The following is a 16,567-nucleotide window of genomic DNA, read 5'->3' as shown; positions in this document are numbered from 1 at the left end:
TTATTTGGGCTGGGCCACAAAGGTCTGGCCGGTTTTGCCCCGGCTGTCCGCGCCCATCAGATAGAGATAGAGCGGCATCAGGTCGGCCGGGGTCTTGAGGTTCATCGGATCTTCGGCCGGGAAGGCGCTGGCCCGCATCTTGGTGCGGGTGCCGCCCGGGTTGAGGGTGTTGACCCGCACACCGGTATTTTCCAGCTCGTCCGCCAGCACTTCCATCATCCCTTCGATGGCGAACTTGGAGATGGCATAGGTGCCCCAGTAGGCGCGGCCCTTGCGGCCCACGCTGGAGGAGGTGTAGACGATGGAGGCATCGCCCTGCTCCTTGGCGGTCTGGCGGATGAGCGGCAGCAGCGCCTGGGTCAGCAGGAATTCGGATTTGACGTTGACCTGCATCACCTCGTCCCACTCCTGCTCCGGGATGTGTTCGAACGGTGACAGGGTGCCGAGCAGGCCGGCGTTGAACAGCACGCCGTCGAGGCGGCCGAACTGCTGGGCGAAGGTCTCGGCCATGCCAAGGTAGTGGCTTTTGGTGGCGCCTTTGAGATCCACCGGCACGATGGCGGGCAGCGGGTGGCCGGCGGCCTCGATCTGGTCGTAGACCGCCTCCAGCTTGGCGCTGGTGCGGCCGAGCAGGATCACGGTGGCGCCGTGGGCCGCATAGGTGAGCGCCGCTTCGCGGCCGATGCCGTCACCGGCACCCGTGACCAGAATGACCTTGTCCTTGAGCAGATCCCGGGGGGCCTGATAGTTGAACATGACAACTCCTGTTAACAATTCGTGGCAGATGCGCGCGGCAAATAGAGGGGCAAGTGTACTGATCCCGCACGGCGTTTGACCAGTATGAGATGGCAAAAATGTGAATAAATCAGAGGGGTTGTGATTGTCGATTGGCATTTTTGACGGGTTGACGCAGAGTTTTTGCGCACACCGGGCAAACTCCCTAGAATGTGAAAAAATCGTCCCCCCGGGGCACACCAGTGGAGCATCAAGTGGCATTTTTGACCGAATACGGCCTGTTCCTGGCCAAGACCCTCACCCTACTGCTCGCCATCGGCGCCGTCATCCTGATGGTGGTGAGCAGCCGTCAGCCCAAATCCCGCAAGGGGGAGCTGGTGGTGACCGATCTCTCCAGCGAGCTGGAGCAGGGACGTCACCAGTTGCAGGCCGCGCTGGCCGGCAAGGCGGAGCGCAAGCAGCTGGAGAAGGCGCGCAAGGCTGAGCACAAGGCCCGGGCCAAGAGCGAAGATGCGCGCAGCCGGCTGTTCGTCATCGATTTTCATGGCAGCATGGATGCCAAGGAAGTGGCCTCCCTGCGCGAAGAGGTGAGCGCCGTGATAGGGGTGGCCCAGCCGGGCGACGAGGTGTTGCTGCGGCTCGAATCCGGCGGTGGTGTGGTGCACGGCTACGGCCTGGCTGCCTCCCAGCTGCAGCGGCTGCGGGATCGTGACATCAAGCTGACCGTGGCCATCGACAAGGTGGCGGCGAGCGGTGGCTACATGATGGCGTGCGTGGCGGATCAGATCCTGGCGGCGCCGTTCGCCATCGTCGGCTCCATCGGGGTGATCGCCCAGCTGCCGAACTTCAACAAGCTGCTCAAGAAGCACGACATCGAGTTCGAGATGCACACCGCCGGCCAGTACAAGCGCACCATCACCATGTTTGGCGAGAACGACGATCAGGGGCGCGAGAAGTTTCGCGAGGAGCTGGGCGCCATTCACGAGCGCTTCAAGGCATTCGTGGCCGAGCACAGACCCAACCTCGACATCGACAGCGTCACCACCGGCGAGCACTGGCTGGCGAGCCAGGCCAAGCAGCTCGGGCTGGTGGACAGCCTCTGCACCAGCGATGACTATCTGCTGGCCCAGGCCAGCCAGCACAAGGTGGTCGGCATTCGCTACAGCAAGCCAAAGAGTCTGACCCAGAAGCTCGGTCAGCAGGCCGCCGTGGCGCTGGAGTCCGGTCTTGGCCGGCTGTGGCAGCAGGGCCCCTGGCGCTGAGTCAGGGCAACGTAAAACCAAATGAAAAAGCCGGGCACTTGCCCGGCTTTTTCATGGGTCGGCGCTGCAGGCCGATGGAGCGTCTCAGCGCTGGAACGGGTAGACGGAGCCGAGTTTGAGGATCTGGGTCAGCTCGTCCAGCGCGGTGCGGGACTCCAGGACCAGCGCCGGATCCCGCAGGTCGTCCAGCGCCAGACTGTCGCGGTAGTGGCGATCGACCCAGCCATCGAGGCGGGCAAACTGGCTGTCGGTGATGAGGCAGGCCGGGTTGACGGCGGCGAGCTCGGTGTCGTTCATGGCCACCCGCAGCCGCAGGCAGGCGGGGCCGCCGCCGTTGCGCATGCTCTGCTTCACGTCCATGTAGTGCACCCCCTTGATCGGGGTCCCCAGGGTCACCAGCTTGGCCAGATAGGCCGACACCGCCGGGTTGTCGCGACATTCGGTGGGGGCGATGATCGCCATCTCGCCGGAAGGCAGGGTGAGGATCTGGGTGTTGAACAGATAGGACTTCACCGCATCCTGTACCGACACCTCGGCAGTCGGTACCTCGATAAAGTGCAGCTCGCCGTCGCCGAACTTGGTGCGCACCTCGGCCAGCGCCGAGGCGGTGTTGAGGAACGCCTGCTGGTGGAAGAACAGCACGTTCTGGTTGCCCACCGCGATCACGTCGTTGTGGAACACCCCCTGATCGATGACGTCCGGGTTCTGCTGGATGAAGACCGCACTCTCGTCCCCCAGGCCGTGCAGGCGGGCGATGGCCTGGCTCGCTTCCAGGGTCTGGCGGGCCGGGTAGCGTTTGGGGGCCGGCTGGGAGACATCGAAGGCGCTGCGGCCATAGACGAACAGCTCGACCCCGGACTCGCCATAGGCGCGGCACAGCCGGGTGTGGTTGGCGGCCCCCTCGTCACCGAAGTGGTCGTTCTCCGGCAGGTGCTGATGGTGATAGAAGTGGCGGTCGTTGTTGAACACGGCGCGCAGGATGCGACCGGTCACCTCGGGCTCGAGGGAGCGGTGAAACTTGTTGGTCAGGTTGGCGGGGGTGAAGTGGATGCGGCCATCCTGGGTATCGGCACTCGGGGAGACGGTGGCGGCGTTGGCGGTCCACATGCTGGAAGCTGAATAGCAGGCGGCCAGCACGGCGGGGGCCTGCTTGGCGGCCTGGGCCAGCACGCTGGCATCGTTGCCGGTGAAGCCCAGGCGGCGCAGGGTGGCGAGATCCGGTCGCTCCTGCGGGGCCAGCACTCCCTGGGTCATGCCGAGCTCGGTCAGTGCCTTCATCTTGCGCAGACCCTGCTTGGCCGCCTCCTTCGGATTGGACGCCTCCTTGGCATTGTTCTGGGAGGCGACGTTGCCATAGGACAAGCCGGCATAGTTGTGAGTCGGGCCGACCAGGCCGTCGAAGTTGACCTCGAAGTGCTTCATTGAGTACATCCTTTCGATTTTTATATGGGTAGCGGTTCCTTCCGCGCACAATGCTGCGGGATGCAGCCATTATAAGGAGATTTTGTCTTTTGTAACAAGCCGATAACGAAACTGGTTTGTTATGTTACAAGAGCGGTTGGTTATGTCGTTTCAAATATAAAAAGAGGGTGGATATAGCATAAAAATAAAAAAGCGGTTGCTTCCCGCGGCTCGGCTTCGCATTAATAAATAAAGAAACAAAGTGGTTCGGGCTGCCGGGCAAATTTGCTCACAAGATTGCTTTTTCCCGTCAAATCTCTTATACAGCCCCACAAAACCGCACACCAACCCCGTCGGGTGCAATGAGGATAATAGTTACAGCATGGGCAAATCACTGGTCATAGTGGAGTCTCCGGCCAAGGCCAAGACCATCAACAAATATTTGGGCAAGGACTACGTGGTGAAATCCAGCGTCGGTCATGTGCGCGATCTGCCCACCAGCGGCAGCGCCAGCAACGAGCCCAAAAAACCTGTCATTCGCGGTATCAAGTTGAGCGAAGCAGAGAAGGCTGCCAAGGATCGCAATGCCCTGTTCTCACGGATGGGGATCAATCCGACCGCAGGCTGGCAGGCCAACTACCAGATTTTGCCCGGCAAGGAAAAAGTGGTCAGCGAGTTGCAGAGTCTGGCCGAGAAGGCCGACACCATCTATCTCGCAACCGACTTGGATAGAGAGGGAGAAGCGATCGCCTGGCACCTGCGCGAGATCATCGGCGGCGACGACAGCCGCTACAAGCGCGTGGTGTTCAACGAGATCACCAAGACCGCCATCCAGGAGGCGTTTGCCCAGCCATCCGAGCTGAACATTCACCGCGTCAACGCCCAGCAGGCCCGTCGTTTCCTCGACCGGGTGGTGGGCTACATGGTCTCTCCGCTGCTCTGGAAGAAGCTGGCACGCGGCCTCTCCGCCGGTCGGGTACAGTCTGTCGCGGTGCGCCTCATCGTCGATAAAGAGCGCGAAATCAAGGCGTTCGTGCCGGTCGAGTTCTGGGATCTCAACGCCGATCTGCTGACCGCCGACAAGAGCGATCTGCGGATGGAAGTGGTCAGCCGCAATGGCGCCGACTTCAAGCCGGTGACCCAGGCCGAGACCTTCGCCGCCGTGGCCGCCCTGGAAGGGGTCGACTACAAGGTGGTGAACCGGGAAGACAAGCCGACCGGCTCCAAGCCGTCCGCCCCCTTCATCACCTCCACCCTGCAGCAGGCGGCCTCTACCCGGCTGAGCTTCGGGGTCAAGAAGACCATGATGATGGCCCAGCGTCTCTATGAAGCGGGTTACATCACCTACATGCGTACCGACTCCACCAACCTCAGCAAAGAGGCGGTCGAGGCGGTGCGGGAATACATCGGCGAGCAGTATGGCGCCGCCTACCTGCCGAGCGATCCGAACCTGTACGGCGCCAAGGCCAATGCCCAGGAGGCCCACGAGGCGATCCGCCCCTCCAGCGTGCTGGTGACCGCCGAGATGCTGGAAGGGATGGAGCCCGACGCCATGCGGCTCTATGACCTCATCTGGCGTCAGTTTGTCGCCTGTCAGATGACGCCGGCCCAGTACGACTCCTCCACCCTGACCGTCAAGGCGGGCGAGTTCGAGCTCAAGGCGCGCGGTCGCACCCTGCGTTTCGCCGGTTGGACCAAGGCACTGCCGCCCATGGGCCGCAAGGGTGAAGACAGCCAGTTGCCGGCAGTGACCGTCGGCGAGATCCTCAAACTCGTCAAACTGGATCCGCGCCAGCACTTCACCAAGCCGCCTGCACGTTTTACCGAAGCGGCGCTGGTACGGGAGCTGGAGAAGCGCGGCATCGGCCGTCCGTCTACCTACGCCTCCATCATCTCCACCATCGTCGATCGTGGCTATGTGCGGGTCGAGAGCCGCCGTTTCTTCGCCGAGAAGATGGGTGAGATCGTCACCGACCGGCTGGTGGAAAACTTCGTCGAGCTGATGAACTACGAGTTCACCGCCAAGATGGAAGACAAGCTCGATGGCATCGCCGAAGGGAGCCTGGAGTGGAAGAAGGTGCTGGACGCCTTCTACGCCGAGTTCACCCAGGAGCTGGAAAAAGCGGACAAGGCGCCGGAAGAGGGAGGCATGCGTGCCAACCAGATGGTGCTGACTGACATCGACTGCCCGGATTGCGGCCGCAAGATGGGCATCCGTACCGCCACCACCGGGGTGTTCCTCGGTTGTTCCGGCTACGCACTGCCGCCCAAAGAGCGCTGCAAGAAGACCATCAACCTGGTCTCCGCCGACGAGTTCGTCTCCGCCACCGACGGTGAAGAGGCCGAGACCGAGGCGCTGCGTGCCAAGCATCGCTGTGGCGTGTGTGGCACCGCCATGGATGCCTACATCATCGACGACAGCCGCAAGCTGCATGTCTGTGGTCGCAACCCGGATTGCGATGGCTACGAAATCGAAAAAGGCCAGTTCAAGCTCAAGGGCTACGAAGGGCCGAGCATCGAGTGCGACCGCTGCGGATCCGAGATGCAGCTCAAGAACGGCCGCTTCGGCAAGTACATGGGGTGCACCAACGACACCTGCAAGAACACCCGCAAGATCCTGAAAAACGGTGATATCGCGCCGCCGAAGGAAGACCCGGTCCCGCTGCCGGAGCTCAAGTGCACCCAGTCCGACGCCCACTTCGTGCTGCGTGACGGGGCGGCCGGCCTGTTCCTGGCCGCCAGCAACTTCCCGAAATCCCGCGAGACCCGTGCGCCGCTGGTGGAAGAGCTCAAGCGCTTCAAGGAGCGTCTGTCGCCCAAGCACCAGTATCTGGCCGATGCCCCGGCGTCAGATCCTGACGGAAACCCCGCCATCGTGCGCTTCAGTCGCAAGACCAAGGAGCAGTACGTGATGACCGAGGTCAACGGCAAGGCGACCGGCTGGACGGCGCACTACGACAACGGCAAGTGGCAGGAGAGCCTGGCCAAGTCGAAGAAGGCGTGATTGCGCGCAGTTCACACTCTGATGAAAGAGGCCCCTTGCAGGGGCCTTTTTGTTTTCGGATGGCGGTATACTGAAACCGCTGCAAGGATGACAGCGCTGGACACGGAGGTTGTGATGGAGATTAACGAGATCCGGCCGGGAATGACCTGTCTGACCCGGGAAGGAACCGCCTATGTGCTGGAAGTAGACAAGCAGAGTCTGCTGGTGCTGCTGCAGCGGGAGTACGAAACCATCCCGGTGCAGGTGCGCAGCGACGAGATCCTGGCCCCCATCACCCGGTGAGGCGGGCCGCCATCGTCAAAAGGGCAGGATAAACAGCAGCTCGGCGAGGTCGGGCTGCCACTGCCACTCCCGCATCCTGACCCGCCCGCCAATCACGGGTACCCCCTCTTCCTGCAGCAATCCCGCCTGTCTGTCGAAGCCTGCCGACCCCTTGGGCAGTGAAATGGTGCCCGCCGCGCCCAGCACCCGGTGCCAGGGCAGCACCTTGTCGGTCTCCCGCAGCACCTTGCCCACCAGCCTGGCCCGACCGGGCAGCCCCGCCAGATCCGCCACCTGGCCGTAACTCACCACGCGACCGGCCGGGATCAGGGCGAGGATTGCCTCGATGCGGGCAACCTTGTTCAGCGGGGCAGGGGTCGATTCCATTCTCATCCGGATCACTCGTCAATAACGACAGAAGCGCCATTGTGGCGCTTCTGTCGGGTGGCTGGCAAATGGGTCAGCCGAAGGTCTGGCTGAGCCCCTTGAGCTGCTTGGCCCGCTCCAGCAGCTCCTGACTGGAGTCGTCGACCTCCTGCATCTTCTGGCTGTTGGCGTGGGAGTACTCGGAGATCTGGTTGATGCTGCGGCTGATGTCCTCCACCACCGTCTGCTGCTGCTCGGCGGCGGCGGCGATCTGGGTGGAGAACTCGGTGACCAGCTCGATCTCCTGCAGCACGGTATGCAGGCTGCTGGAGCCCTGGCGGGTCATCTCGGCGCATTCTCGGGTCTGCTGCAGGTTCTCCTGCATCATCCCCTTCCAGCGGCCCAGAGTGTGCTGGATCTGCTGGATGCTGCCCTGGATCTGCTCGGTCGCCTTGTGGGTGCGGGTCGACAGGGTACGCACCTCGTCGGCCACCACCGCAAAGCCGCGCCCCTGTTCGCCGGCCCGGGCCGCCTCGATGGCGGCGTTCAGCGCCAGCAGGTTGGTCTGGTCGGCGATGCCCTGGATCTCCCCCATCACGCTGCCGATCCGCTCCGACTCGCTGGCCAGCTCCACCGCCGAGTTGAAGGCGAGCTCCGCCTGTCTGGCGAGCTGCTCGATGCGCTGCTCGGTCTGGGCCAGTTGCTTGTCCGTGTGCTGGCAGCGGCTGCGCGCCTCGCTGACCTGGCCGTTGGAGTCCTGGATGTTGCGGGCAATCTCGTGGGCCGTGCTGGCCATCTGGGTCATGGCGGCGGCCATCTGCTGGGTCTGGGCATCCTGCTCGTTGATGTCGAGGCAGGCCTGATGGGAGGCCTGTTTCAGGTTGGTGGCCAGGGTCTGCAGCGGATTGGTCGCATCGTTGACCCGGCCCAGCACGGTGCGGATGCGGGCCTGCAGCATCTTGATATGAAAGTCGGCGATGGCGCCGGGGCCGTCCCCGGAGTAGACCAGCCGGGTCAGGCTGTCGTATTCGCGACCCAGCTGCTGCAGATAGAGCGGCAGGGCGAAGAGCTCGCGCCAGTAGGCGCCGCCGATGAGCAGCAGGGGCAGCAGCATCAGCAGGGCTGTCATCGGGCCCTGACTGCTGGCGGCCCAGCCCAGCAGGCCGAGCAGCAACAGCGCGAGCAGCGGCAGGCGGGCACGGGCGAGGGAGGGGAGGCGGCTGCTGGTGCCGCGCTCCGCCTTGAGCAGGGCCTGGTAGGTCTGGCTGGCGATGCGCTTGAGCTGGGGATCCGGCTTGCAGCGCACCGACTGGTAACCGCTGATCCGGTTGCCCTCGTAGATGGGGGTCACATAGGCATCGACCCAGTAGTAGCGGCCATCCTTGCAGCGGTTCTTCACCATGCCGCGCCAGGGTTTGCCCTCCTTGAGGCGGGCCCAGAGATCGGCGAAGGCGGCCTTGGGCATGTCGGGGTGGCGTACCAGGTTGTGATTGTGGCCGACCAGCTCCTCGACGGGGTAGCCGGCGATGCGGCAGAAGGCTGGGTTGGCGTAGGTGATCACCCCGCGCAGATCCGTGGTGGAAACCAGTTGTTCGTCGGCAGGAAACTCCACTTCGCTGTCCAGGGTATGGACGTCTCTGCGGGCCATAGGAATACGCTCCGATGTTCTTGTTGATAACTTTGTCGTTGTTATTGTGGCAGATCTGGAGGTGGCTGCAGGCTCGTGCCAGCAGGCGGCAGACCGGCTTCATAGGGGGCTGAATTTTGCCAACAATGACGGATGAATGGTAGGGGCAAGTTGATGTTTTGTTGGCGAATCGTAAAAAAAAGGCGGCCATCGGGCCGCCAAGGAAAAAAGATAACACTACCTCTGTGGTACCCGGTAACGCACCTGAAGCTGGTCGAGGATCTGCAGCTGGCCCGGCAGACGGGCGGCGAAGTGCTCCCACGCCTTGCGGGCGGGGTCGCTCCAGGCCACCTCGGCGGTCGCCAGCATGCGCGGGAACAACATATAGTCGAGGCGATCGCGAGAGGTGATCAGCTCCGACCATAAGGGGCTCAGCACCCCCAGGATGTTATCGTTGGCATGGAAATCGGCTGGGGCCGGGTCACATGCGTAGACCTGCGCCAGATTGAGGGTGCCCGCCCAGTAGAGGCCGGGTTCATGGATGTCCTGGCTCCAGGCCAGATCCAGATAGAGGTGCTGGGCCGGTGCCATCACCACCGGATAACCCGCCGTCGCGGCGTCGAGCCCGGCCTGGAAGCTGGTCCAGGCGAAGATGGTGGCGTCCCGGCTCACCTTGTCACCGAGCAAAATCTCCTCCCAGCCCAGCATCCGCTTGCCCTTGCCGGCCAGGTACTGCTGACAGTGGCGCAGCAGGTGGCCCTGCAGCTCGCGGCAATCCTGATACCCCTGCTGCTTCATCAGCTGCTGGCAGGCGGGGCTGTCGGTCCAGACCCCGGCGGGCACCTCGTCCCCCCCATGTGCACCAGCGGCCCCGGGAACAGTTCGCACACCTCGTCCATCACGGCTTCCAGGAAGCGGTAGGTGCCGGGCAGCGCCGGGTTGAGCACGTTGTCGTCAAAATATTGCACCGACAGGTAGCGGGAGCGGTCGGCCTCCTCCACCAGCAGTTCGGGCAGCGCCTTGATGGCGGCGTGGCAGTGACCCGGGATGTCAATTTCCGGAATGATGGTGATGCCGAGCCCGGCGCCGTAGGCCACCAGCTCGCGCACCTCGCTCTGGGTGTAGTAACCGCCGTAGGGCTCGGGGCCGCCGCTCAGCTGGGGCCCCACCGGCAGGGCGTGGCCGCGCCAGGCAGCCAGCTCGGTCAGCTGGGGGAAGGCCTTGATCTCGAGTCGCCACCCCTCGTCATCGGTGAGGTGCCAGTGGAAGCGGTTGAACTTGTAGAGACTCATCAGCCTGAGCAGGCGCTTGAGGGTGGCGAGGGAGTGAAAGTGGCGGGCACAGTCGAGAAAGATGCCGCGAAAACCGAAGCGCGGTGCATCGCTGAGCTCGATGCAGGGCAGGCTCTCTCCGTGCTGCAGATACCACTGGGCCAGGCTGACGAGGCCGTGGCGCCAGCCCGCCTCGCCGCTGGCGGCAATCACTATCTCCTCCGGGGTGATGGTCAGCCGGTAGGCCTCCGGGCCCAGACCGCTTTCAACCAGCCGGATCTCGGCGTCGTGATCCTGCGCCAGCGCGAGCCCGGTCAGCTCGTTGAAGTGGGCCAGCAGCGGGCCGAGCAGGGGGCTCGGGCCGCTGACGTGGGCGCGCTCCGCCAGCCGGAAGTTGCCCTCCAGCAGCAACAGCCGATCCGGCTGGGGCACGATGCCGGCGAGGGGCTCCACCTCGGGCAGATCCGGCGTCGCAGTGGCGGATTGCGGCAGGCCCAGCTCCTCGCCGGTCAGCGCCACCGGCATCAGCTGGGGGCCGCCGCTGGCCTGGGGCAGGCTCAAGAAGAAGCCGCGCGGCATGTCGGAGAGGCGCTTGATGGGGGTGTTGCGACAGCAGAAGCACAGCTCGCTGGCCCCCGTTTGCGGGATCAAGACCTTGTAGCTGCCGCTCTGGCGCTCCAGCTCCCCCCCCTCTACCGAGCCGGGGTCGATGTGGCGGGCCAGGCAGAAGTGGAGTTTCCAGGGGGCATCCGGTAGCTGGCTCAGGCTGAAACGAAACCAGACGTCATCGCCGTCGCGTCGGTCGACCTGGGTGTGGATCAGGGGTGCAGACATGAAAATTCCTCTGATGGAGTGAAGGGGACGAACAGCCAGACAGCGTCCTTGTGGTATTGGTCAACCCCGGCCGGGAGCCGAAGGGCTGACATGGGCTCCCCCCGCAGCGGGCAGACCGGGGTCAGGCCCGCACTTTGGGGTGGGGTGGATGGGGACAGGTTCAGGGATGCAGACATGGGTAGGCCTCCGAGCGGGCAAACAGGATGGCCCCCTCCAGCGCATCGGCGCCGGGGCTGACCAGCGGCAGGTGCGCCAGGCGGGGGGCGAGGCGCATGCCGATGCCGCCGAGCAGGGCTATCCGGTCGGCGCCCAGCTGGCGCATCCCCTCCAGCAGGGTGGCCAGCTGCTGGCAGGTCTCATCCAGCAGCTGGCAGGCAAGCTCGTCACCGTCGCTGGCGGCATCGAACACCCAGGGGGCGAAGCGGCCGTAGTCGGCGGGAATGGCGCGGGCGGCCCAGCGCACCACCTCGGCCTGATCCCGCTTGAAGTGATCGAGCAAGCGGATGGCCAGCGTGCTGGGGGGCAGGATGCCGTCGTGGCAGAGCAGGGATTGCTGGATGGCGCGCAGCCCCAGCCAGGCGCCGCTGCCCAGATCCGAGATGGGAAAACCGCGACCGGAGCAGGTGTGCAGCTGGCCGTGGCGATAGATGAGCCCGGCCGAGCCGGTGCCGGCGATGAGGATGGCACCCTCTTCGCCGCCAAAGGCACCCAGGCAGGCACCGAAGGCGTCGGAGGTGAGCCGCACGCTCGCAAAGGGGAAGGGCATGGTCAGCATGGCGTGATAGCAGTCGGCCAGCTCGGCGGAGGCAAGCGCCAGCCCGACCCCCATCCGTTGCTGGGCATTCTCAGCCAGGCCGGCCTCGATACGGGCCTGCTCGATGGCGGCCAGCACGTTGCCGTGGGCGAGCGCGATGCCGAGCTCCAGATTGGAGCCAGCGGCGCGCCCCTCGCCGAGCAGCTTGCCGGCCCGATCCCGAATGCGGGCACGGGTGTGGGTGCCGCCGCCATCGACCCCGACCCAGTACTCAATCATGTCGACCTCCATTTCCCTGCGCATTCTGCCAAGTGATGGCCAGAGCAAACCAGGCGGCGTGGGGTATCCACTGCTCGCCCCAGCGCCAGTTCTGATCCAGCCGATCCTTGTACGCCTCTGGAATGAATGCGATCTCCGCCTCGTCATCGAAGCCGGCGGTGATGCCGTTGCAGATCCCCCCCAGCGCATTGGGATAACCGGCGGTGTAGGTGGGGTTGTTGCTGCCATGACCCGCCAGCATGCAGGCGTTGAAGGGATTCCGCCCCAGGATCCAGTCGAGCTGGTGCTGACCGAAGGTGAGAAGCGGCTTGCGCTGGCGCGGCAGCTGGGCAGCGGCGGCAAACGCCATGGCGGCCAGCGATGCCAGCCGGGCGTTCTCCCCCTGCCACCAGTAGCCCGACTCGTTGTGATGGGGCATGAAAAAGCTCACCCGGGGCGCCTCATCGACCCCCTTCACATACTGGCGGGCGAGGGCGAACGGGTTGCCAGGGTGGGCGCAAAGCGCCAGCTCGGCGGCCAGCGCCTGTTCGATGACGCGCTGGGCCGTCCCCTGGCGCGCCGGATCCGGCTCGATGGCGAGATACTCCAGCAGCGCCAGCACCGGCAGGCCCGCCTCGGCGGCGTGGTAGTAGGGGCGCGAGCCATCCTCGTTGGCCGACCAGTAGTGGCCGAGCTCAGGGTGAGGGCGCTGGCGGGCGCACAGCTTGTCGGCCCGCACTCTGGCCTCTGTCAGCCACTCGGAGCCCAGGGTGCGAGTCAGTTCGATGGCGGCCAGCAGGGCGCAGTAGTCGTCGATGATGTTCTCGACCCCGTCGTCCAGATAGGCCAGGTTGTGCTCACGCAGGTGCAGGTAGCCGCGGCGGGCCGCCTCGGCGTAACGGCTGGCATCAAAGTCGCCGCTGACGCTCTCGCGGGCGGCGCGGGCCAGCGCCGCGATGGCCATGCCGCCCCCTTGTCGAAAACCCGCCTGCCAACTGGTGGACTTGAGCCCCTGCTGGGTGGCGTAGGCGCACAGCTCGCGCTGGGCGGGATCCTTGCTCCATTTGTCGAACAGGGTCATGTAGAAGAAGCCCGACTCATCCTGCATCCGGCAGAGGAAATCCGCGCCGTGCAGTGCCTCGTCGTTGAGCCGCTTGCAGAGGTTCACCCCGTCGATGTCCTGGCGCGGGGCCAAGAGCTCGCGACACTTGAGCAGGGACCAGACCACCATGGGGGTCTGCTGGGGGTTGAGGTAGTTGGCGTAGGAGAGGTGGCTAAGGTACTTGCTCACATCCCCGCTGGCGTCATACCAGCCGCCGTGCACGTCTTTGCGCTGATCGCTGCCAAACAGGCGGGCGCTGCGGTCGGCCCGATCGAAGGCGCCGCTGGCGCGCTGCCCCTTGAAGTAGTGAATGACGTCGGAGAGGCAGCGGCTGGCCAGCAGATCCTGGCCGATGGCAAAGGGGGCGGTGTGCACGATGCGCTCCTTGGTGCCCGTCTGGATGAGGGCCTCCAGCCGGTAGTGGCCGGGCTCTTTGCAGGGGGAGAAGTCGGCGCGCCAGTAGTGGCGCCCCTGCCAGCCCTCGACCTGGCCGGCCGGCTGCAGCGGGATTTCCAGCAGGATGCGCTCGTCATCCTGGCGCAGCAGCCTGAGGTGGCCGCGGATATCGAGGTCGGTGTCGCTCTGCAACAGGGCGATCTTCTCCCCGTCGCACTGGTAACCCACCTGATTGATCAAGAGTTCCATCAACGTCTTACTCCTGTGGCTCGCCTGGCGTGGCGAGGCACATTGCGGGGCCCTGACGGCCCCGTGGCGAGGCGTGGCCGGACGCCGTGTCCGGCCGGTCTGTCATTGGTAGAGGTAGCAGCGCACGAAGTGGTTGTCGGCGAGCTTGCTGACGGGGGGCAGGGTCTCCTTGCAGCGGGGCATCGCCTGATTGCAGCGCCCGGCAAACGGGCAGCCGCAGGACTCCGGCGTCCAGAGCGGGATCTCCCCCTTGCGGCCCCCCTCCAGCTCGGCGTGGATGCTCTTCTCGGGGTCCGGCACCGCCGAGATGAGCAGCTGGGTGTAGGGGTGCTGGGGGTGGTGCAGGATCTCGTCCACCTCGCCCCACTCCACCATGTGGCCCACGTACATCACCGCCAGATCTTCGGCCACGTAGCGGGCGGTGGCGATGTCGTGGGTGATGTAGAGCATGGAGACCCCGAGCTCATCCTTCATCTGCTCCATCAGGTTGAGGATGCCGATGCGAATGGAGACGTCGAGCATGGAGGTGGGCTCGTCCGCCAGCACCACTTCGGCCTCCACCGCCAGGTTGCGGGCGATGTTGACCCGCTGGCGCTGGCCGCCGGAGAGCTGGTGCGGGTACTTGGCTGCGGTGGCCTTGGCGGGGGTGAGCCCCACCTTCTCCAGCAGGCCGTAGACCATGTCGGGCAGATCTTTCTTGTCGATCACCTTGCTGTGCAGCAGCAGGGGGCGGGCGATGTGGTGGTAGATGGTGTGGGTCGGGTTCAGCGAACCGAACGGATCTTGCCACACCATCTGCACGCTCTGGCGGTAGTCGAGCAGGGCGGTGCCCTTGTTGAACTCCTCGAGGTCGCGGCCACGATAGAGGATGCGGCCGCCAGAGAGCTTGTACATCTTGGCGATGATCTTGGCGATGGTGCTCTTGCCGGAGCCGGACTCCCCCACCACCGCCAGGGCGCGGCCCCGGTGCAGGTTGAAGGTGATGTCCGAGAGGGCCCGCATCTTGCCGCTCTTGATGGCGTTGGAGTTGACGGGGAAGTCCTTGTAGAGGTGCTGGACTTCGATGATGGGGGCGTCGGTTTGGGCGATTTGCATGACAGACATCCTTAACAGCCAGCGGCCTTGTCCAGATAGATCAGGGGATCTTGTTGCTCATCCTGCGCCTCATAGAGGTGGCAGGCGGTTTGTTGGCCGGGGCGGATCTCGGCCAGTTTGGTGTACTGCTGGCGGCAGCGCTCGTGCACCCTGGCGCAGCGGGCCTGAAAGCGGCAGCCCACCGGCACCTCCAGCAGGTTGAGCGGGGTGCCCGGGATCCCTTCCAGCACCGTCTTGGGCCCGTGCAGGGGCGGGAAAGAGTTGCCGAGCCCCTTGGTATAGGGGTGCAGCGGCGCGGTCAGGATCGCCTTGGCCGGCGCCACCTCCACCAGTTCACCGGCGTACATGATGCCGATGCGATCGCAGAACTCGACCATCAAGGAGAGGTCGTGGGTGATGAACAGGATGGAGAAGTTGAACTTCTCTTTCAGGGCATAGACCTTCTGCAGGATCTCCCGCTGCACCACCACGTCGAGCGCCGTGGTCGGCTCGTCCATGATCAGGAGCTCGGGGTTGAGCGCCATGGCGATGGCGATCACCAGCCGCTGGCGCATGCCGCCGGAGAACTGGTGCGGGTAGTCCTTGAGCCGACTCGGGTGGATGTCGACGATGGCGAGCAGCTCCTGGGCGCGCTTGATCGCCTCGTAGCGGGTCAGCCCCGGGTTGTGGGCCAGCAGCACGTCGCAGAACTGCTCCTCCATGCGCAGCACGGGGTTGAGCGCATTCATGGCGGACTGGAACACCACCGACACCTGCTGCCAGCGGTAGGATCGCAGCCGCTCGTCACCGTAGTGGAGGATGTTCTCCCCCTTGAACAGGATCTCGCCGCCGCTGATGTAGGCGGGCGGCTTGTGCAGCCGCGCCACTGAGAAGGCGACGGTGGACTTGCCGCAGCCCGACTCGCCAGCCAGGCCGAACACTTCACCGGGGGCGATGTCGAAGCTGACCGAGTTGACGGCGCGCACGTCGCCGTTCTCGGTGATGTAGTCGACGCAGAGGTTGCGTACCGACAGCAGGGGTTGTTGCGATCTCATGCTGTCTTCTCCTGTACGGCCGGCACCGGCGTGGTGACGGGGGTGGCGAGTTTCTTCCAGCGATTGAGCCCCTTGTGGGAGCGCAGCTGCGGGTTGGCGATTTCGTCGATGGCGAAGTTGAGCAGGGCCAGGCCGGCACCCAGCGTTGCGATGGCGAAGCAGGGGGCCAGGATCTCCCACCAGGCGCCGACCAGGATGGCGCTGGAGGTCTGGGCGTTGTAGAGCATGATGCCCCAGCTCACTACGGTGGGGTCGCCCAGGCCCAGGAACTCCAGGGTTGCCTCGGTGACGATGGCGTAGATGATGGAGCCGATGAAGCTCACCCCGATGATGGAGATGAGGTTGGGCAATATCTCCACCAGGATGATGCGCCAGGCCGGCTCGCCCAGCACTTCGGCGGCGATGACGAACTCTTTTTCGCGCAGCGCCAGGGTCTGGGCCCGGATGACGCGCGCGCCATAGGCCCAGGAGGTAAAGCCTATGATGAGCGCGATCACCGTCGGTGACGCCTCCCCGATAAAGCTTGCCAGCACCAGCAGCAAGGGGAGGTTGGGGATCACCAGCACCACGTTCATCAGGAAGGTGAGGCACTCGTCTATGACGCCGCCGAAGTAGCCGGCGGTGATGCCGACCGTGATGGCGAGGGCGCACACCAGAATGCCGGCCCCGAAGCCCACCATCAGGGAGATGCGGGCGCCGTTGGTGAACTGGGCCCAGATGTCGTGACCCATGCGGGTGGTGCCCATCACGTACTCGGCACTGGGTGGCTGGTGCGGGCGGGAGACTCGCTTGGTCGGCTCGTAGCTGGCCAGCAGCGGGGCGAACAGCGCCATCAGCACGAAGCTGACCACGATGAAGAGGCCGCAGGCGGCCTTCTTGTTGCCCAGCAGGATTTTCAGAATAGTCGGCATGCGCATC

General features: G+C 64.7%; 12 protein-coding genes and 1 pseudogene. 3 read left to right on the top strand and 10 right to left on the bottom strand.

What is annotated here, in order from left to right; all coding sequences use genetic code 11:
- Complete coding sequence (locus E5E96_RS01035; RefSeq protein WP_171281374.1) at positions 1 to 756, bottom strand: YciK family oxidoreductase; 756 nt, start codon at positions 754 to 756, stop codon at positions 1 to 3.
- A gap of 233 nt (positions 757 to 989) precedes the next feature.
- Between E5E96_RS01035 and sohB the strand changes: the two genes are divergently transcribed.
- Positions 990 to 1,997 carry a protease SohB gene (gene sohB / locus E5E96_RS01030; RefSeq protein WP_042065667.1) on the top strand — a complete coding sequence of 336 codons (1,008 nt, stop codon included), beginning with the start codon at positions 990 to 992 and terminating at the stop codon, positions 1,995 to 1,997.
- Positions 1,998 to 2,081: 84 nt separating this feature from the next.
- On the opposite strand, the gene astB is transcribed toward sohB, so the two are convergent.
- Positions 2,082 to 3,419, bottom strand: a complete 1,338-nt coding sequence (gene astB, locus E5E96_RS01025; protein ID WP_171281373.1) for an N-succinylarginine dihydrolase — start codon at positions 3,417 to 3,419, stop codon at positions 2,082 to 2,084.
- 361 nt (positions 3,420 to 3,780) lie between these two features.
- Between astB and topA the strand changes: the two genes are divergently transcribed.
- Both topA and E5E96_RS01015 read left to right on the top strand, forming a co-directional pair.
- Positions 3,781 to 6,402 carry a type I DNA topoisomerase gene (gene topA, locus E5E96_RS01020; RefSeq protein ID WP_029304161.1) on the top strand — a complete coding sequence of 874 codons (2,622 nt, stop codon included), beginning with the start codon at positions 3,781 to 3,783 and terminating at the stop codon, positions 6,400 to 6,402.
- A gap of 114 nt (positions 6,403 to 6,516) precedes the next feature.
- Positions 6,517 to 6,684 (top strand): hypothetical protein, encoded by a 168-nt coding sequence (locus E5E96_RS01015; RefSeq protein WP_005303277.1) that lies wholly within the window; start codon positions 6,517 to 6,519, stop codon positions 6,682 to 6,684.
- Between the two features lie 15 nt (positions 6,685 to 6,699).
- Here E5E96_RS01015 and E5E96_RS01010 read toward each other — a convergent pair whose 3' ends face one another.
- The 8 genes and pseudogenes from E5E96_RS01010 to E5E96_RS00975 form a co-directional block, all read right to left on the bottom strand.
- Positions 6,700 to 7,056: an MGMT family protein gene (locus tag E5E96_RS01010; RefSeq protein WP_171281372.1), complete on the bottom strand. Its 357-nt coding sequence runs from the start codon at positions 7,054 to 7,056 to the stop codon at positions 6,700 to 6,702.
- 67 nt (positions 7,057 to 7,123) lie between these two features.
- Positions 7,124 to 8,677, bottom strand: a complete 1,554-nt coding sequence (locus E5E96_RS01005) for a PAS domain-containing methyl-accepting chemotaxis protein (RefSeq protein ID WP_171281371.1) — start codon at positions 8,675 to 8,677, stop codon at positions 7,124 to 7,126.
- A 216-nt stretch (positions 8,678 to 8,893) separates the two neighbouring features.
- Positions 8,894 to 10,761 (bottom strand): annotated as a pseudogene (locus tag E5E96_RS01000) (beta-N-acetylhexosaminidase).
- A 160-nt stretch (positions 10,762 to 10,921) separates the two neighbouring features.
- Positions 10,922 to 11,794: a BadF/BadG/BcrA/BcrD ATPase family protein gene (locus E5E96_RS00995; protein ID WP_171281370.1), complete on the bottom strand. Its 873-nt coding sequence runs from the start codon at positions 11,792 to 11,794 to the stop codon at positions 10,922 to 10,924.
- Positions 11,787 to 13,520, bottom strand: coding sequence for a glycoside hydrolase family 9 protein (locus E5E96_RS00990; protein WP_171281369.1), 1,734 nt, complete (start codon positions 13,518 to 13,520; stop codon positions 11,787 to 11,789). Before E5E96_RS00990 ends, E5E96_RS00995 begins: the two co-directional genes overlap by 8 nt.
- Positions 13,521 to 13,622: 102 nt before the next feature.
- Positions 13,623 to 14,615 (bottom strand): ABC transporter ATP-binding protein, encoded by a 993-nt coding sequence (locus tag E5E96_RS00985; protein ID WP_016351558.1) that lies wholly within the window; start codon positions 14,613 to 14,615, stop codon positions 13,623 to 13,625.
- Positions 14,616 to 14,626: 11 nt separating this feature from the next.
- Complete coding sequence (locus E5E96_RS00980; protein ID WP_011706885.1) at positions 14,627 to 15,649, bottom strand: ABC transporter ATP-binding protein; 1,023 nt, start codon at positions 15,647 to 15,649, stop codon at positions 14,627 to 14,629.
- Positions 15,646 to 16,566 carry an ABC transporter permease gene (locus E5E96_RS00975; protein WP_171281368.1) on the bottom strand — a complete coding sequence of 307 codons (921 nt, stop codon included), beginning with the start codon at positions 16,564 to 16,566 and terminating at the stop codon, positions 15,646 to 15,648. The genes E5E96_RS00980 and E5E96_RS00975 overlap by 4 nt, the downstream gene beginning before the upstream one ends.
- Between the last annotated feature and the right edge of the window lies 1 nt (position 16,567).

The sequence above is a fragment of the Aeromonas sp. 1805 genome (assembly GCF_013085525.1).
GTDB classification, from domain to species: Bacteria; Pseudomonadota; Gammaproteobacteria; order Enterobacterales; family Aeromonadaceae; genus Aeromonas; species Aeromonas hydrophila.
The sequence above is the reverse complement of the archived record's forward strand: the minus strand, read 5'-3'. Positions and strand labels throughout refer to the sequence as shown.